We start from the raw sequence: 13,554 nt of genomic DNA, 5'->3' as shown, positions 1-13,554 counted from the left end.
AACTGGTTTGGCGAAGACTCGTCGTTCGGTACTGCTACCGGCAACGATCGCAGATTCCGCGGTATGGGTCCCCGCCTTCGCGGGGACGACATGGGAGTTTGCGGCTAAAGCCGAAGCCTAATGCCCCTCGCCCTCGAGCCCGCCGACGTGCTTCTGGGTGTAGAGCTCAAGGCCGATGCGGCCGATCAGATCGAGCTGGGTTTCGAGGAAGTCGATGTGGTGTTCCTCGTCGCTCATCAGCTTCTCGAACAGGTCACGCGTGACGTAATCCTTGACGCCGTGGCAGTAGGTCGCCGCTTCCTGGTAGAGCGCCCGCGCGCTCATCTCGGCGGCGAGATCGCATTCGATGATCTCCTTGACGTTCTGGCCGATACGCAGGGGATCAAGCACCTGCATGTTCGGGAAACCGTCGAGGAAGAGGATGCGCGCGGTGAGCTTGTCGGCGTGCTCCATCTCCTCGATGGACTCCTTGCGCCAGACCTTGGCCATGTCCAGCAAGCCCCAATTGTCGAGGAAACGATAGTGCAGCCAGTACTGGTTGATCGCAGTCAGCTCGTGACGCAGTGACTTGTTGAGATAGTCGATGACTTTTGCGTCGCCCTGCATGGTTCACTCCAGCTCTTGCAGTCCAAATCGGCCCTAACCGACTTTAGAACGCTTCTAAATCAGTTTAAAGACGAGGGCAACCGGCTACGGGGACGCAGCCGGGGAAAAGCTCAGCCGAAATTGCGGAAGATTTCAGCAGGCCGCGAGGGCGAACTGGGCGAGCGCGGCCGTCTCGTCATTGGCGGCCACGGTGTGGCTGTGCGGGCAGCCCGAGCAGCAGGACTTGGCACAGGGACCAAGCGCTTCGTCGATGATGGTCTTGATGGTGCGGGCGCAGCGGCCGCATTCCGCGCTACAGCCGAGGCATCCATACACCTGCTTGGCATGACGTACGGCGTCGTCGGATTCGGCGACGGCGGCGCGGATATCGTCATCGCTCAGCACGTTACAGGAACAAACGATCATGGAAGCGGCAGGCCCTTCGGTGATGCGCCATCATCGATATTTAAGGGGCCGTCCGGATGCAAAGGGAAAAAGCGGTATTTGAAGCTATTCCAAACTGGCCCGGATACAGCCTAGAACGGCTCTAAAATAGGGTGTTGTGCTGGATCAAGATTTTGGCGGACCTAGTCACCGCCACCGCCTCCACCACCATCGCCGCCACCTCCGCAATCTCCGCCACTGCTACCGCTATCGCTGCTGGAACAGCTGTCGCTCGAGCTCCCCGAGCTGTCGCTGGAAAACCAGCTCCCCAGCGAGAAGCCATCGCTGGTCCCTGAATAGCCGTCGCCACCACTCCCGCCATCACTGCCGGCACCAGCGCGGGAGCGCCGCCGGCCCCGGCTCTGGAGATGGGTGAACCAGCCATAGCCAATCGCGAAAACGACCCCGGCAGCGATCAAAGTATTCATCATCGCCTTGCCCATCGTCGTCTCCCTCACGGACCTGCGATCCATTAATTGGTCGCTGCCCGCAAATGTGCCGTTCATTGATCATTCAAACGAAGTATGGAACTTTAGCCCCAAAGAGTTCCCGCGTGTTTATGCGAAAGGTCAAGCCAATGAAGAAGTCGCTCCTGACGGTCGCCGCCGTCGCCACCCTGGCCCTCATTGCCGGGACACCGGCCCACGCTCAGCGCGGTGTCGCCGCCGGCGTGGCCGCCGGGATCATCGGCGGCGCCATTGTTGGTGGCGCGCTGGCCTCTCCGTATTACTACGGACCTGGTCCGGGCTACTCGTACGGCCCCGGCTATTATCCGCCCCGCTACTACGCGCCGGGTCCCGGCTATGTCGCCGACGACTATTACGGTGACGGCTGCGTTTGGCAGAGGCAGCGCTTCTGGGATGGCTACGCCTGGCGCACCCGCCGCGTCAGAGTCTGTGGCTGAGGCGCATTGAACCGGTTCACGACGGATGCGCCGTTCATCTCCGGGCCCGAAAAAGACCGCTTTTTCTCGTCACAGCTCCGTGTGCGTTTACCGTGGATTGACCAATTGCGCGCTTCCTAGCTGCATGGTCGATTTCATCAGAGTGTGCGTGAACCTTTGAAACCCGGATGCTCCTAACAAGGGACGTCCATCTCCCAGGAGAGCCAAGAGCATGAAGAAGACTTTTGTTGCCGCCCTCACGGTTGCGATGATCGCCGGTTCGCTGGTGACCGCCGCTCCGTCCGCGAAGGCCCATGACGGCGTCGGCGCCGGCATTGCAGCCGGCCTGATCGGCGGCGCCATCGTCGGCGGCGCCATCGCGTCGAGCCGTCCCGCCTATGGCGGACCGGTCTACGTGGCCGAGCCCCCGCCGCCCGCGCCCTGCTACTGGCAGCGCCAGCGCTATTGGGACGGTTACGGCTGGGTCGTCCGCCCGGTTCGCGTTTGCTACTGATCTGATCGCAAGATCTGATCGCATGGCGCATCCGCGCCGCGATCGAAGCCCGGCCGAGCACCTCGGCCGGGCTTTTTCTTTGGCGAAGAGCTGAGCCCGCTACCGCGCCGCCTGGATCGAGCGCAGCACCTCTTCGCTCGGCCAGCAATCGACCTTGAGGCCTGCCGACTTCTGGTAGGCGCCGAGCGCAGCGCGCGTCTGCATGCCGGCCTTGCCGTCGATCTTGTCCTTGTAGAGCCCAACGCGGGTGAGCCCGCGCTGCATGGTCTCGACGTCCCTGGTGCGCAGCTGCTTCGACGCCGCCCATGGTGTTGCGAACGGCTGCGGGCTCGTCATGCGGTCGCCGAGATGGCCGACGAACAGCACGTAGAGATCCGAGAAATTGTACTCCTTGATGACGAAGTAGTTCTTCGTCGTCAGGAACGACGGGCCGTAAATGCCTTCCGGCTGCAGCAACGAGGCGGGCTGCGCCTGCTCGGCGGCGCTCAGCTTCTCGCCGCGCACCGGCGCAAAACCTTCGCGCAACCACTGGCCGATCGGCTTCGTCACCTCGGGCACGCCGCTGGTGCAATCGACCTTGGCCGGCGCCTGCACCTCGTAGGCCCAGCGCACGCCGCTCTCCCAGCCCTTGTTGACGAGCTGCTGCGCGGCCGAGGCCAGCGCATCCGGCACCGAATGCCAGATGTCGATGCGGCCGTCACCGTCGAAGTCGACGCCGTGCTTATAGTATTCCGACGGCAGGAACTGCGTGAGCCCGGTGGCGCCGGCCCAGGACGAGCGCATGTCCTTGCGCGTCACCACGCCCTCGCCGAGGATCTTCAGCGAGAGGATGAACTCGTTGCGATAGGTGTCCTTGCGCCGACCGACATAGGCCTGCGTCGCCAGCACGCGCACGAGATCGTAAGGCAGCGTGTAGCGGCCGTAATCGGTCTCGCGGCCCCAGATCGCGAGCATCACCGTCGCCGGCACACCGGATTTCTTTTCGATCTCGCTGAGCGCCGGACGATATTTTTGCAGCAGCCGCTGCCCCTCGCCCGCAAGCCGCGCGATCGATGCTTCCTTGACGTAGTCGGCAGGCACCTGCACGAACTCGGCCTGCGACGGTGCGCCGGTCGCGGGCCGTCCGGGCAGGATCAGGTCGGGCAGCTTGTAATCAGGCTCGAGCCCGCGCGTCTGTTCATCGAATGTCGCGCGCGACACGCCGGCGGCCTGCGCCTCCGGCCAGAGCGAGGCGATGAACTGGGTGAAGGCGGCGTCGGCGGCGCGGACGGGCGACAGGCCACAGGTGATGGCGACCACCGCAGCTATGAGCGCCCGCCGCATCATGCCCAGATCACCGCGTCAGCTTCTTGTACTTCACGCGATGCGGAATGATGCTGTCCTGGCCGAGCCGGCGCATCTTGTCCTTCTCGTAGTCCTGGAAGTTGCCTTCGAACCATTCAACGTGGCTGTCGCCTTCGAAGGCCAGGATGTGGGTCGCGATGCGGTCGAGGAACCAGCGGTCATGGCTGATGATGACGGCGCAGCCGGCGAAATCCTCCAGCGCCTCTTCGAGCGCGCGCAGCGTGTCGACGTCGAGGTCGTTGGTCGGTTCGTCGAGCAGCAGCACGTTGGCGCCGGACTTCAGCATTTTTGCCAGATGAACGCGGTTGCGTTCACCGCCGGAGAGCGCACCGACCTTCTTCTGCTGGTCGGCGCCCTTGAAATTGAACGACGAGCAATAGCCGCGCGAGTTCACTTCCTTCTTGCCGAGCAGGATCAGCTCGTTGCCGCCGGAGATCTCCTCCCACACGTTCTTGTTGCCGTCGAGCGCATCACGCGACTGGTCGACATAGCCGAGATGCACGGTCTCGCCGACCGTGATCGTGCCCTTGTCCGGCGTCTCCTGCTTGGTGATCATCTTGAACAGCGTGGTCTTGCCGGCGCCGTTGGCACCGATCACGCCGACGATGCCGCCGGGCGGCAGCTTGAAGGTGAGATCGTCGATCAGCAGCCGATCGCCATAGCCTTTGCTGAGCGCTTCGAAATCGACCACGTTGGCGCCGAGCCGCTCCGCGACGGGAATGATGATCTGCGCCGTCTGGGTCTGCTTCTCGCTCGCCTGCTTGAGCAGCTCCTCGTAGCGCTGATAGCGCGCCTTGGACTTGGCCTGGCGCGCCTTCGGCGAGGACGCGACCCATTCCTGCTCGCGGGCGATCGTCTTCTGATGCGCGGCGTCCTCGCGGCCTTCCTGCTCGAGCCGCTTCTGCTTCTGCACCAGCCAGGACGAGTAGTTGCCCTCGTAGGGAATTCCCTTGCCGCGATCGAGCTCGAGAATCCAGCTCGTGACGTTGTCGAGGAAGTAGCGATCGTGGGTGACGATCAGGATCGCGCCGGGATAGGTGCGCAGATGACCTTCGAGCCACGACACGGACTCGGCGTCGAGGTGGTTGGTCGGTTCGTCGAGCAGCAACAGCTCGGGCTGGTCGAGCAGCAGCCGGCATAGCGCGACGCGGCGGCGCTCACCGCCGGAGAGTTTCGTCACGTCGGCATCGTCGGGCGGACAGCGCAGCGCGTCCATCGCCTGGTCGACCTTGCTGTCGAGATCCCAGAGGCCCTGGGCCTCGATCTCGTCCTGCAGCTTGGTCATCTCGTCGGCGGTTTCCTCGGAGTAGTTCATCGCCAGTTCGTTGTAGCGATCGAGGATGGCCTTCTGCTTGGCGACACCCAGCATGACGTTCTCGCGCACGGAGAGCGCCGGGTCGAGATGCGGTTCCTGCTCGAGATAGCCGACGCGGGCGCCCTGGGCGACCCAGGCCTCGCCGTTATACTCCTTGTCGAGGCCGGCCATGATCTTGAGCAGCGTCGACTTGCCCGAGCCGTTGACGCCGAGCACGCCGATCTTGGCGTCCGGGTAGAACGACAGATGAATGTTATCGAGCACCTTCCGGGTCGGGTAGCTCTTGGTCAGGCCCTGCATGAAATAGATGAACTGGCGCGCCATCGGTCCCGTGAAACCTTCGATTTGAGGAAATTTGCTTGCCGCCGATGTAACGATCCCGCCCCCAAAGGGCAATGTTTTCCCTCCGTTCACCACGGATGAATACGGGTCGGACACCATCCGGCCACCGATCCGGACAATTGAAACCTTTTTTTAATAAAGCAGGCCAAAGCTCGTCATGGCGCCGAAAAAGACGCCACCCGCGGCAGAAGCGGCGGGGAGAACAGCGAGGCCGCATCATGGCTCTGATCGAGACCAATTCCATCGCCGTTCCGGCACGAGCCGGCAGCGCTTCCGGACTCGTCACGGAGATCAAGGGCTTCTGGAAGCGCTTCTTCGCCACCGCTTTCAACCCTTACCGCCCCGAGCTGCACTACATGCGTGGTCCCGGCCCCGCCTGGCGCGCCAAGCACGGCATGGACACGCCGTTCCGCCTCAAGCCTCGCGACCTCTGACCCCTTCCCTCCTATCGGATTTTTGAACACGTCGGCTGCTTGCGCGCGGGCGCGATTGCGCGCAACCATGGCCAGGTTCCGACGATGGCGCCCCTCGCCTGGCACCATCACCTCTCGCCATGGATGAAAGCTGATGACGCGGCTGCGCTGTGCAATTCTCGACGACTATTTCAACCTCGCCCTCGACGTCGCCGACTGGCAAAAACTGTCCGACCGCGTCGACGTCACCGTGTTCAGCCATCCCTTTGCCTCGGAGCAGGCCGCAGCGAGCGCGCTGGCCGATTTCGAGATCATCTGCGCGATGCGCGAGCGCACGGCGTTCCCCAAGAGCCTGTTCGCGTCGCTGCCGAAGCTGAAGCTGCTTTTGACCTCCGGCATGCGCAACGCCTCGATCGACATGGAGGCGGCGAAGGCGCAAGGCGTTGCCATCGGCGGCACGCAATACTCCCGCGATCCGACCGCTCCGCTGACGATGGGCCTGATCCTCGAACTGACCCGCGGCATCGGCCGCGAGAATGCGCGCATGCATGCGGGCGAGCCCTGGCAGACCTTTGCCGGCGTCGAGATCGAGGGACTGACGCTCGGCATCGTCGGGCTCGGCAAGCTCGGCAGCAAGATGGCAGGCATTGCGAAAGCGTTCGGCATGAACGTGATCGCCTGGAGCCCGAACCTTACGCCGGAAAAGTGCAGGGCGGCCGGCGTCGGCTATGCCACCAAGGAGGAGCTGTTCGCCAAGGCCGACATCATCACCATCCACGTGGTGCTGAGCGATCGCTCGCGCGGGCTGGTCGGCCGCGACGACCTCGCGCGGATGAAACCGACGGCGTTCCTTGTCAACACCGCGCGCGGACCGATCGTGGACGAGCAGGCGCTGCTGGAGGCCTTGCAGCAGAGGAAGATCGCGGGTGCCGGGATTGATGTGTTCTCGGTCGAGCCGCTGCCGGTCGACCATCCCTTCCGCAAGCTCGACAATCTCGTGCTGACGCCGCATCTCGGCTACGCCACCGAGGACGGCTTGCGCATCCATTACGGGCAGATGGTCGAGGCGATCGACGCCTTCACCAAAGGCAGCGAACTGCCGCGGAAGCTGGCCTGAAACGAAAAGGGCGTGCCGCGGCACGCCCTTCGCTAATCTGAACTGTCGCGCAGCGCTTAGCGCACGGTGACCGGCGCGGGCAGCGGCGGCACCACCGTCGGCTGCGTGCCCGGAACGGGACCAGCCTGGGCGGACACCGGAGCCGGACCCGCAGCGCCCGACGTCGGCGCAGCCGAGGCAGTCGCCGTCCCCGGCGGCGGGCCGCCCGGCATCACCACCACGCGGGTGCCGACCTTGACGCGGTCGAACAGGTCCGAGACGTCCTCGTTCAGCATGCCGATACAGCCGGACGACACGAACTTGCCGATGGTCGAAGGCTGGTTGGTGCCGTGGATGCGGTAGACGGTCGAGCCGAGATACATCGCGCGGGCGCCGAGCGGATTGCCGGGGCCGCCGGCCATGAAGCGCGGCAAATAAGGCTGGCGCTCGATCATTTCCGTCGGCGGATGCCAATCCGGCCACTCGGCCTTGCGGGTGATCTTCTGCACGCCGGTCCAGGTGAAACCGTCGCGGCCGACACGGACGCCGTAGCGGATCGCACGGCCGCCTCCCAGCACGTAATAGAGGTAGGTATTGGGCGTATCGACCACGAGCGTGCCGGCAGGCTCCTTGGTCTGGAACGAGACCTCCTGGCGGCGCAGGTTCGGCGAGAGCTGCGCCGGTGCCGCGTCAGGCTGCTCCTCGGGCGGCAGCGAAGCGATCGTCATCGGCCGGCCGTCGGCGCCGACGGGCGGCTGGCCGGACTGGACCGTCCCGGTCGCGGCGGGGCCACCAACGGCCTCCGGCGGTCGCAGACCGTCATTGGCGGGAGCCTGTCCCTGCTGGCCCGGACGATTGGCGTAGATCACCGGCGGCGGACCGGCGGGACGGCCGTAGCGCGGATCGTCGGGCGACATCACGGGGCCCTGCGGCGGCGCGGCCGAATAGACCGGCGGTGCGCCAGCCGGACGGCCATAGCGCGGATCATCCGGCGACATCACCGGACCCTGCGGCGGGGCGGCGGAATAGACGGGAGGACCAGCCGGGCGGCCGTAGCGCGGATCGTCGGCTGGGCCGGGCGGCGGCAGCGACGCCTGCGGCATCGCGTCGTCTTCGTCGTCCAGCGCGTCGAAATTCGGGGTGCGATCGCCGGGGCGGTATTCGGCCGGAGCGCCATAGCTCGGCGCCTGCTGGACCGGATAGCTCTGAGCCTGTGCGAGCGAGGTTCCCGCCGCAGCGACTGTTGCGGCAGCGCATATCGTCAGAAAATGTTTGATCATCATCGCTCTTGTATAGCCCCGGGGCCCATCCGGACCGTTAATGGCCAGATGACCGAAGATAGCGGCACATTCAAGACATTACCGGTTCATTTGCGCCTGATTTGACGATTTGTGATGCAAGCGCACACAGTTGCCCCGTTGCATCACGGGGCGGAAATCGCCTGACACCGTGGATTGCCGGAGTCATCGGCTCGAATTTAAGGGAACGGCGCGGAATCGTTGCGGTATGTTCGAATCAGCCTGATTCGCTGCCGCTTTGAGCTTCCATCCCGGCGTGGCGAACGCGGCAATCAGTACCGTCACCGCGTTCAGATGGCTCATGGGCCCTGGCCACCACGCTGCCGGGGCGGAAATTCGCAACCCCCTCGATGCTTCCCGGCTTTCGCTTCCTGTTTGCCGCGATCCTGCTGTCAACCTCCATCCTGGTGTTCGGCCTGGGCGCCGCCGCGCTGCTGCGCGCAACCCACGAGCAGTATGTCAGCAACCCCTCCTGGCGGAACGGCCCGCAGGAGCAGGTGTTTGCGCAGGCTCCCGAGCCCGCCCAGCCGATGCTCGCGGTCCTCCGCGCCGAGCCGGAGGCGGCCGCCGAGCCCACGCCATCGCTGCGCGACCGCGTACCGACCATCGGCCTGCCAGCGAACGAGCCCGAACCGGTGGCCGGCCTGACCACCGAGGCCGACGTGCAGTCGCAGGTCACCGAGGCCGCGCCTCCGGCCGCCGAACCGGCGCAGGCCGAGACGACGGCGGAAACCATCGCTCCGGCTCCTGCCGACACACTCACCCCGGCCGACACAACGGCATCGATCCCCGAGGCCAAGCCTGCGATGACCGCCAGCGAACCGGCGCCGGCCGATCCCGATGCGGCCCTCGCCTCCCCGGCGCCGGACATTGCCTCGGCCAGGCTGGCCGTGCTGAACGATCCGGCGGCGACGGCCTTGAAGGATGCGCCGGCGAAGGCCAAGGGGAGCGCCAAAGGGGACACCAAGCGGGACACCAAGGCGGACAGCAGCGCCTCGGACGGCAAGGCGACCAAGCGCCAAGCGAAGGCGAAGAAGCGGCACCGCGTGGTGCGGCGTCCTCCGCCTCAGCAGTTGCAGCAGAGCTATGATCCGTTCGGCCCGCAGCAGGCGCTGGCGACAACGGCCGCGCGCACGCGCCAGTAAGGCTACGCCGGTCCGGTCGCGATCGGCGGGCCTTTTTCCCGGCCCCATTCCGACCAAGAACCATCATAGAGCGCGGTGTCGGTGATGCCGAGGCGATAGAGCGCGAGCGTCAGCACGCCGGCGGACACGCCCGAGCCGCAGCTCGTCACGATCGGCGCGTCGAGCTTGACGCCGGCGTTCGCGAAGGCGGCTCGGAGATCGTCGAGCGGCTTCATGGTGCCGGTCGCGGCATCGAACAGCTGGTTGTAAGGCACGTTGCGCGCGCCGGGGATGTGACCGGAGCGGATGCCCGCGCGCGGCTCGGGGGCGCGGCCCTCGAAGCGGTCGGCGGCGCGCGCGTCGATCACCTGCTCCTTGCTGCTTTCGACGTTGGCGATCAGCTGCTGCATGCTGCGCACGCGCTTTGAATCGTAGCTCGCCTTGAAGTTCGCCGGCTTCGGCTTCACCTCGCCGGTCTCGACGGGGCGTTCCTCGGCGCGCCACTTCTTCAGCCCGCCATCGAGGATGCGCACATTGCTGTGGCCGAAGGCCAGGAACATCCACCACGCGCGGGGCGCGGCGACCCAGCCGCCGGCATCGTAGAGCACGATGGTGTCGGCATTGGAGATGCCGAGTTGGCCTGCGTCACGGCCGAACTGCTCGGCGCTCGGATACATGTGCGGCAGCGGGTTGGAATGATCCGACACCGCGTCGACGTCGAAGAACACCGCGCCCGGCAGATGAGCGGCGAGATAGTCGTCCTTCGGCAGCGGCAGCACGCCCGGCAGCTTGAAGCTGGCGTCGAGCACCTTGACGTTGGCGTCGTTGATGTGGGCGGCGAGCCATTCGGTGGAGACGAGGGGGTCGGTGGCCATCGGTGTTTCCTTGTGGTCATTCCGGGGCGCCCGGAGGGCGAGCCCGGAATCCATCGTGCAGCAGAGTTGGTGGATGAATGGATTCCGGGCTCGCGCTACGCGCGCCCCGGAATGACGAGAGAGTTAGCCCTTCTTCTTCGGCTCCCACTGCTCCGTCGGGCCACCGGCATCGCGCCAGGCGGCATAGCCGCCGGCGATGTGGGCGACGGGCTTCAGGCCCATGTCCTGCGCGGTCTTGGCGGCGAGCGCGGAGCGCAGGCCACCGGCGCAATGGAAGACGAACTTCTTGTCCTCCTGGAACACCGGTTTTGCATACGGGCTCTGCGGATCGATCCAGAATTCGAGCATGCCGCGGGTGCAGGCGAATGCGCCGGGGATGCGGCCGTCGCGCTCGATCTCGCGGGGGTCGCGGATGTCGACGATGACGACGTCGCCGTTCTTGGAGATCTCGATGGCGTCCTTGGCGTTGAGCGTCTCGATCTCGGCATTGGCCTCGTCGATCAGCGCCTTGATGCCGCGGGTGATGGTCTGGGGCATGTGGTTCTCCCTTCTCTTCGTCATTCCGCGGCGATGCCCAGCATCGAACCCGGAATCCATTCATCTACACGGACTGCGGCCCGATGGATTCCGGGCTCGCGACTTCGTCGCGCCCCGGAATGACGGCGGCGAGAGTCAGTGCGTCAATTCCTTCATCGCACCCTCAAGCCCCTCGATCGTGATCGGGTACATGCGGTTGGCGAAGATGCGTTTGATGATGGTGGTCGATTCCGAATAGTCCCAATGCTTCTGAGCGACCGGATTGAGCCACACCGAATGCGGATAGGTGTGGATGATGCGATCGAGCCAGACCGAGCCCGGCTCCTCGTTGACATGCTCGACCGAGCCACCGGGCACCATGATCTCGTAAGGCGACATCGATGCGTCGCCGACGAACACCACCTTGTAGTCGTGCGGGTATTTGTGCAGCACGTCCCAGGTCGGCGTGCGGTCGGTGAAGCGGCGCTTGTTCTGCTTCCACACGCCTTCATAGAGGCAATTGTGGAAGTAGAAATACTCCATGTGCTTGAACTCGCTCTTCGCCGCCGAGAACAGCTCCTCGACCTGCTCGATATGCGCGTCCATCGAGCCGCCGATGTCGAAGAACACCAGGAGCTTCACCGCATTGCGCCGCTCGGGCCGCATGTGGACGTCGAGATAGCCGTGATTGGCGGTCTCGCGAATGGTGGTGTCGAGATCGAGCTCATCAGGTGCGCCGGTGCGCGCGAACTTGCGCAGGCGCCGCAGCGCGACCTTGATGTTGCGGATGCCGAGCTCGACATTGCCGTCGAGATCCTTGAACTCGCGCTTGTCCCACACCTTCACGGCACGGTTGTTGCGGTTCTTCTCCTGGCCGATGCGGACGCCTTCGGGGTTGTAGCCGTGGGCGCCGAACGGCGAGGTGCCGGCGGTGCCGATCCACTTCGAGCCGCCCTGGTGCCGGCCCTTCTGCTCCTCGAGCCGCTTCTTCAGGGTCTCCATGAGCTTGTCCCAGCCCATGGCCTCGATCTGCTTCTTCTCTTCCTCGCTGAGGTACTTTTCGGCGAGCTTCTTCAGCCACTCCTCGGGAATCTCCGCCTTCTCCATGGCATCGAGCAGGCTTTCCAGCCCCTTGAACACGGTGCCGAAGACGCGGTCGAACTTGTCGAGGTTGCGCTCGTCCTTCACCAGCGAGGCGCGCGACAGATAGTAGAAGTTCTCGACCGTGTAGTCCGCCAGATCAGCGTCGAGTGCCTCCATCAGCGTGAGGTATTCGCGCAGCGTGACAGGGACCTGCGCATCGCGCAGAGAAGTGAAGAATTGCAGGAACATGGGTGACAGATTGCCCGTCGGGTGGCCGACGTCAAGGGGCGGAGCTCGCCGCGGGACGCTGGACCGGTTGGCTTTTTGCTCTAGAATTGCCCGTCTCCGGGGTTGTTTTGGGGACGTTTGCAATGGGAATTCTCGCAGCGCTCATCATCGGCGCGATCGCCGGCTGGCTTGCCGGCAAGATTGTCCATGGGGCGGGATTTGGGCTGATCGGCAACATGGTCGTCGGCATCATCGGCGCGCTGGTCGCGAGCTGGGTGCTGCCGCAACTGCATATTGCGCTGGCCACCGGCACGGTCGGCGCCATCGTGGATGCCACCATCGGCGCGGTGATTGTGCTCGTCATCCTTTCGCTGATAAAACGGGTCTGAAAGCCTGACCGAACCAGGAACGGCCGCCATGAGCGGCCGTTCCGTTTGTTGGACCAGGGCGATGCCCGGCCGACGACCAACAAGGACGCACGATGAAATTTACCGGCACCAAGGACTATGTTGCGACCGACGATCTCAAGGTCGCCGTCAATGCCTCGATCGTGCTGGAGCGCCCGCTGCTCATCAAGGGCGAGCCCGGCACCGGCAAGACGGTGCTCGCGGAGGAAGTGGCGAAGGCGCTGAATGCGCCGCTTTTGACCTGGCACATCAAGTCCACCACCAAGGCGCAGCAGGGCCTCTACGAATACGACGCGGTGTCGCGCCTGCGCGACAGCCAGCTCGGCGATGCCAGGGTGTCCGACATCAAGAACTACATCAAGCGCGGCAAGCTGTGGGAAGCCTTCACCGCCGAGCAGCGCCCGGTGCTGCTGATCGACGAGATCGACAAGGCCGACATCGAATTCCCCAACGACCTCTTGCTCGAGCTCGACCGCATGGAATTCCATGTCTACGAGACCGGCGAGACGATCAAGGCCAAGCAGCGCCCGATCATGATGATCACCTCCAACAACGAGAAGGAGCTGCCGGACGCCTTCCTGCGCCGCTGCTTCTTCCACTACATCAAGTTCCCCGACGCCGACACCATGGGCCGCATCGTCGACGTCCACTTCCCCGGCATCAAGAAGCGCCTGGTAGAAGAGGCACTGCGCATCTTCTTCGAGGTCCGCGAGGTCCCGGGCCTGAAGAAGAAGCCGTCCACTTCGGAGCTACTCGACTGGCTCAAGCTGCTGCTCAACGAGGACATGAGCGTCGAGCAACTCCGCGAACGCGACCCGCGCAAGCTGATCCCGCCGCTGCACGGCGCGCTGCTCAAGAACGAGCAGGACGTGCACCTGTTCGAGCGGCTGGCGTTTTTGAGCCGGCGGGAAGTCTGAGGCACGCGGTCGCGCGATAGCGCTCCGCTGCAGCCCCACCACCGGTGTCATGCCCGGCTTGACCGGGGCATCCAGCAAGACTTGTAGGATGGGTAGAGCGCAGCGAAACCCATCCTGCTTCGGCGAGCGCTGCATGATGATGGGTTTCGCTGCGCTCTACCCATCCTACG

16 protein-coding genes are annotated in these 13,554 nt (G+C 64.7%); 7 read left to right on the top strand and 9 right to left on the bottom strand.

From position 1 onward, the window contains the following. Positions 1-117: 117 nt before the first annotated feature. From bfr to JQ627_RS39050, 3 genes are all read right to left on the bottom strand, one after another. Positions 118-606, bottom strand: coding sequence for a bacterioferritin (gene bfr / locus JQ627_RS17105; protein WP_027529403.1), 489 nt, complete (start codon positions 604-606; stop codon positions 118-120). Between the two features lie 132 nt (positions 607-738). Continuing rightward, on the bottom strand, positions 739-1,011 hold the full coding sequence (locus JQ627_RS17100) for a bacterioferritin-associated ferredoxin (protein WP_212485324.1): 273 nt from the start codon (positions 1,009-1,011) through the stop codon (positions 739-741). 161 nt (positions 1,012-1,172) lie between these two features. Then, a complete protein-coding gene (locus tag JQ627_RS39050) occupies positions 1,173-1,472 on the bottom strand; it encodes a hypothetical protein (RefSeq protein WP_249143134.1) in 300 nt (99 codons plus the stop codon). Positions 1,473-1,606: 134 nt separating this feature from the next. Here JQ627_RS39050 and JQ627_RS17095 point away from each other — a divergent pair, with 134 nt between their 5' ends. Both JQ627_RS17095 and JQ627_RS17090 read left to right on the top strand, forming a co-directional pair. Further along, positions 1,607-1,933, top strand: coding sequence for a hypothetical protein (locus JQ627_RS17095; RefSeq protein ID WP_212485384.1), 327 nt, complete (start codon positions 1,607-1,609; stop codon positions 1,931-1,933). Between the two features lie 211 nt (positions 1,934-2,144). Next, entirely contained in the window at positions 2,145-2,426 is a 282-nt protein-coding gene (locus JQ627_RS17090; RefSeq protein WP_212485323.1) for a hypothetical protein, read from the top strand. Positions 2,427-2,525: 99 nt separating this feature from the next. On the opposite strand, the gene JQ627_RS17085 is transcribed toward JQ627_RS17090, so the two are convergent. Together JQ627_RS17085 and ettA are read right to left on the bottom strand one after the other, a co-directional pair. After that, positions 2,526-3,752 (bottom strand): lytic murein transglycosylase, encoded by a 1,227-nt coding sequence (locus JQ627_RS17085; protein ID WP_212485322.1) that lies wholly within the window; start codon positions 3,750-3,752, stop codon positions 2,526-2,528. A gap of 7 nt (positions 3,753-3,759) precedes the next feature. After that, positions 3,760-5,409, bottom strand: a complete 1,650-nt coding sequence (gene ettA / locus JQ627_RS17080; protein ID WP_063689542.1) for an energy-dependent translational throttle protein EttA — start codon at positions 5,407-5,409, stop codon at positions 3,760-3,762. Positions 5,410-5,645: 236 nt separating this feature from the next. Between ettA and JQ627_RS17075 the strand changes: the two genes are divergently transcribed. Both JQ627_RS17075 and JQ627_RS17070 read left to right on the top strand, forming a co-directional pair. After that, entirely contained in the window at positions 5,646-5,861 is a 216-nt protein-coding gene (locus JQ627_RS17075; protein ID WP_028152324.1) for a hypothetical protein, read from the top strand. A 133-nt stretch (positions 5,862-5,994) separates the two neighbouring features. Next, on the top strand, positions 5,995-6,957 hold the full coding sequence (locus tag JQ627_RS17070; protein ID WP_212485321.1) for a D-2-hydroxyacid dehydrogenase family protein: 963 nt from the start codon (positions 5,995-5,997) through the stop codon (positions 6,955-6,957). A gap of 56 nt (positions 6,958-7,013) precedes the next feature. On the opposite strand, the gene JQ627_RS17065 is transcribed toward JQ627_RS17070, so the two are convergent. Beyond that, positions 7,014-8,216: a L,D-transpeptidase gene (locus JQ627_RS17065; RefSeq protein WP_212485320.1), complete on the bottom strand. Its 1,203-nt coding sequence runs from the start codon at positions 8,214-8,216 to the stop codon at positions 7,014-7,016. 368 nt (positions 8,217-8,584) lie between these two features. On the opposite strand from JQ627_RS17065, the gene JQ627_RS17060 reads away from it, so the two are divergent. Continuing rightward, a complete protein-coding gene (locus tag JQ627_RS17060) occupies positions 8,585-9,379 on the top strand; it encodes a hypothetical protein (RefSeq protein WP_212485319.1) in 795 nt (264 codons plus the stop codon). A gap of 2 nt (positions 9,380-9,381) precedes the next feature. On the opposite strand, the gene sseA is transcribed toward JQ627_RS17060, so the two are convergent. From sseA to JQ627_RS17045, 3 genes are all read right to left on the bottom strand, one after another. After that, the gene (gene sseA, locus JQ627_RS17055; protein WP_212485318.1) at positions 9,382-10,233 is read right to left on the bottom strand and encodes a 3-mercaptopyruvate sulfurtransferase; all 852 of its coding nucleotides are present in this window, start codon (positions 10,231-10,233) and stop codon (positions 9,382-9,384) included. Between the two features lie 123 nt (positions 10,234-10,356). After that, complete coding sequence (locus tag JQ627_RS17050) at positions 10,357-10,770, bottom strand: rhodanese-like domain-containing protein (RefSeq protein ID WP_212485317.1); 414 nt, start codon at positions 10,768-10,770, stop codon at positions 10,357-10,359. A gap of 135 nt (positions 10,771-10,905) precedes the next feature. After that, positions 10,906-12,081, bottom strand: a complete 1,176-nt coding sequence (locus JQ627_RS17045) for a VWA domain-containing protein (protein WP_212485316.1) — start codon at positions 12,079-12,081, stop codon at positions 10,906-10,908. A gap of 122 nt (positions 12,082-12,203) precedes the next feature. Here JQ627_RS17045 and JQ627_RS17040 point away from each other — a divergent pair, with 122 nt between their 5' ends. Together JQ627_RS17040 and JQ627_RS17035 are read left to right on the top strand one after the other, a co-directional pair. Next, on the top strand, positions 12,204-12,449 hold the full coding sequence (locus JQ627_RS17040) for a GlsB/YeaQ/YmgE family stress response membrane protein (RefSeq protein WP_063981466.1): 246 nt from the start codon (positions 12,204-12,206) through the stop codon (positions 12,447-12,449). 92 nt (positions 12,450-12,541) lie between these two features. Continuing rightward, positions 12,542-13,384, top strand: coding sequence for a MoxR family ATPase (locus tag JQ627_RS17035; protein ID WP_008140272.1), 843 nt, complete (start codon positions 12,542-12,544; stop codon positions 13,382-13,384). The last annotated feature ends 170 nt before the right edge of the window (positions 13,385-13,554 follow it).

It is taken from the genome of Bradyrhizobium liaoningense (assembly GCF_018130785.1).
Taxonomy (GTDB): Bacteria; Pseudomonadota; Alphaproteobacteria; order Rhizobiales; family Xanthobacteraceae; genus Bradyrhizobium; species Bradyrhizobium liaoningense_A.
The sequence above is the reverse complement of the archived record's forward strand: the minus strand, read 5'-3'. Positions and strand labels throughout refer to the sequence as shown.

Coding starts and splice junctions, on each gene's coding strand:
- JQ627_RS17100 (WP_212485324.1), bottom strand. CDS start 1,011: ATGATCGTTTGTTCCTGTAACGTGCTGAGCGATGACGATATCCGCGCC.
- ettA (WP_063689542.1), bottom strand. CDS start 5,409: ATGGCGCGCCAGTTCATCTATTTCATGCAGGGCCTGACCAAGAGCTAC.
- JQ627_RS17065 (WP_212485320.1), bottom strand. CDS start 8,216: ATGATCAAACATTTTCTGACGATATGCGCTGCCGCAACAGTCGCTGCG.
- JQ627_RS17060 (WP_212485319.1), top strand. CDS start 8,585: ATGCTTCCCGGCTTTCGCTTCCTGTTTGCCGCGATCCTGCTGTCAACC.
- JQ627_RS17040 (WP_063981466.1), top strand. CDS start 12,204: ATGGGAATTCTCGCAGCGCTCATCATCGGCGCGATCGCCGGCTGGCTT.
- JQ627_RS17045 (WP_212485316.1), bottom strand. CDS start 12,081: ATGTTCCTGCAATTCTTCACTTCTCTGCGCGATGCGCAGGTCCCTGTC.
- JQ627_RS39050 (WP_249143134.1), bottom strand. CDS start 1,472: ATGGGCAAGGCGATGATGAATACTTTGATCGCTGCCGGGGTCGTTTTC.
- JQ627_RS17035 (WP_008140272.1), top strand. CDS start 12,542: ATGAAATTTACCGGCACCAAGGACTATGTTGCGACCGACGATCTCAAG.
- JQ627_RS17090 (WP_212485323.1), top strand. CDS start 2,145: ATGAAGAAGACTTTTGTTGCCGCCCTCACGGTTGCGATGATCGCCGGT.
- JQ627_RS17095 (WP_212485384.1), top strand. CDS start 1,607: ATGAAGAAGTCGCTCCTGACGGTCGCCGCCGTCGCCACCCTGGCCCTC.
- JQ627_RS17050 (WP_212485317.1), bottom strand. CDS start 10,770: ATGCCCCAGACCATCACCCGCGGCATCAAGGCGCTGATCGACGAGGCC.
- sseA (WP_212485318.1), bottom strand. CDS start 10,233: ATGGCCACCGACCCCCTCGTCTCCACCGAATGGCTCGCCGCCCACATC.
- JQ627_RS17085 (WP_212485322.1), bottom strand. CDS start 3,752: ATGATGCGGCGGGCGCTCATAGCTGCGGTGGTCGCCATCACCTGTGGC.
- bfr (WP_027529403.1), bottom strand. CDS start 606: ATGCAGGGCGACGCAAAAGTCATCGACTATCTCAACAAGTCACTGCGT.
- JQ627_RS17070 (WP_212485321.1), top strand. CDS start 5,995: ATGACGCGGCTGCGCTGTGCAATTCTCGACGACTATTTCAACCTCGCC.
- JQ627_RS17075 (WP_028152324.1), top strand. CDS start 5,646: ATGGCTCTGATCGAGACCAATTCCATCGCCGTTCCGGCACGAGCCGGC.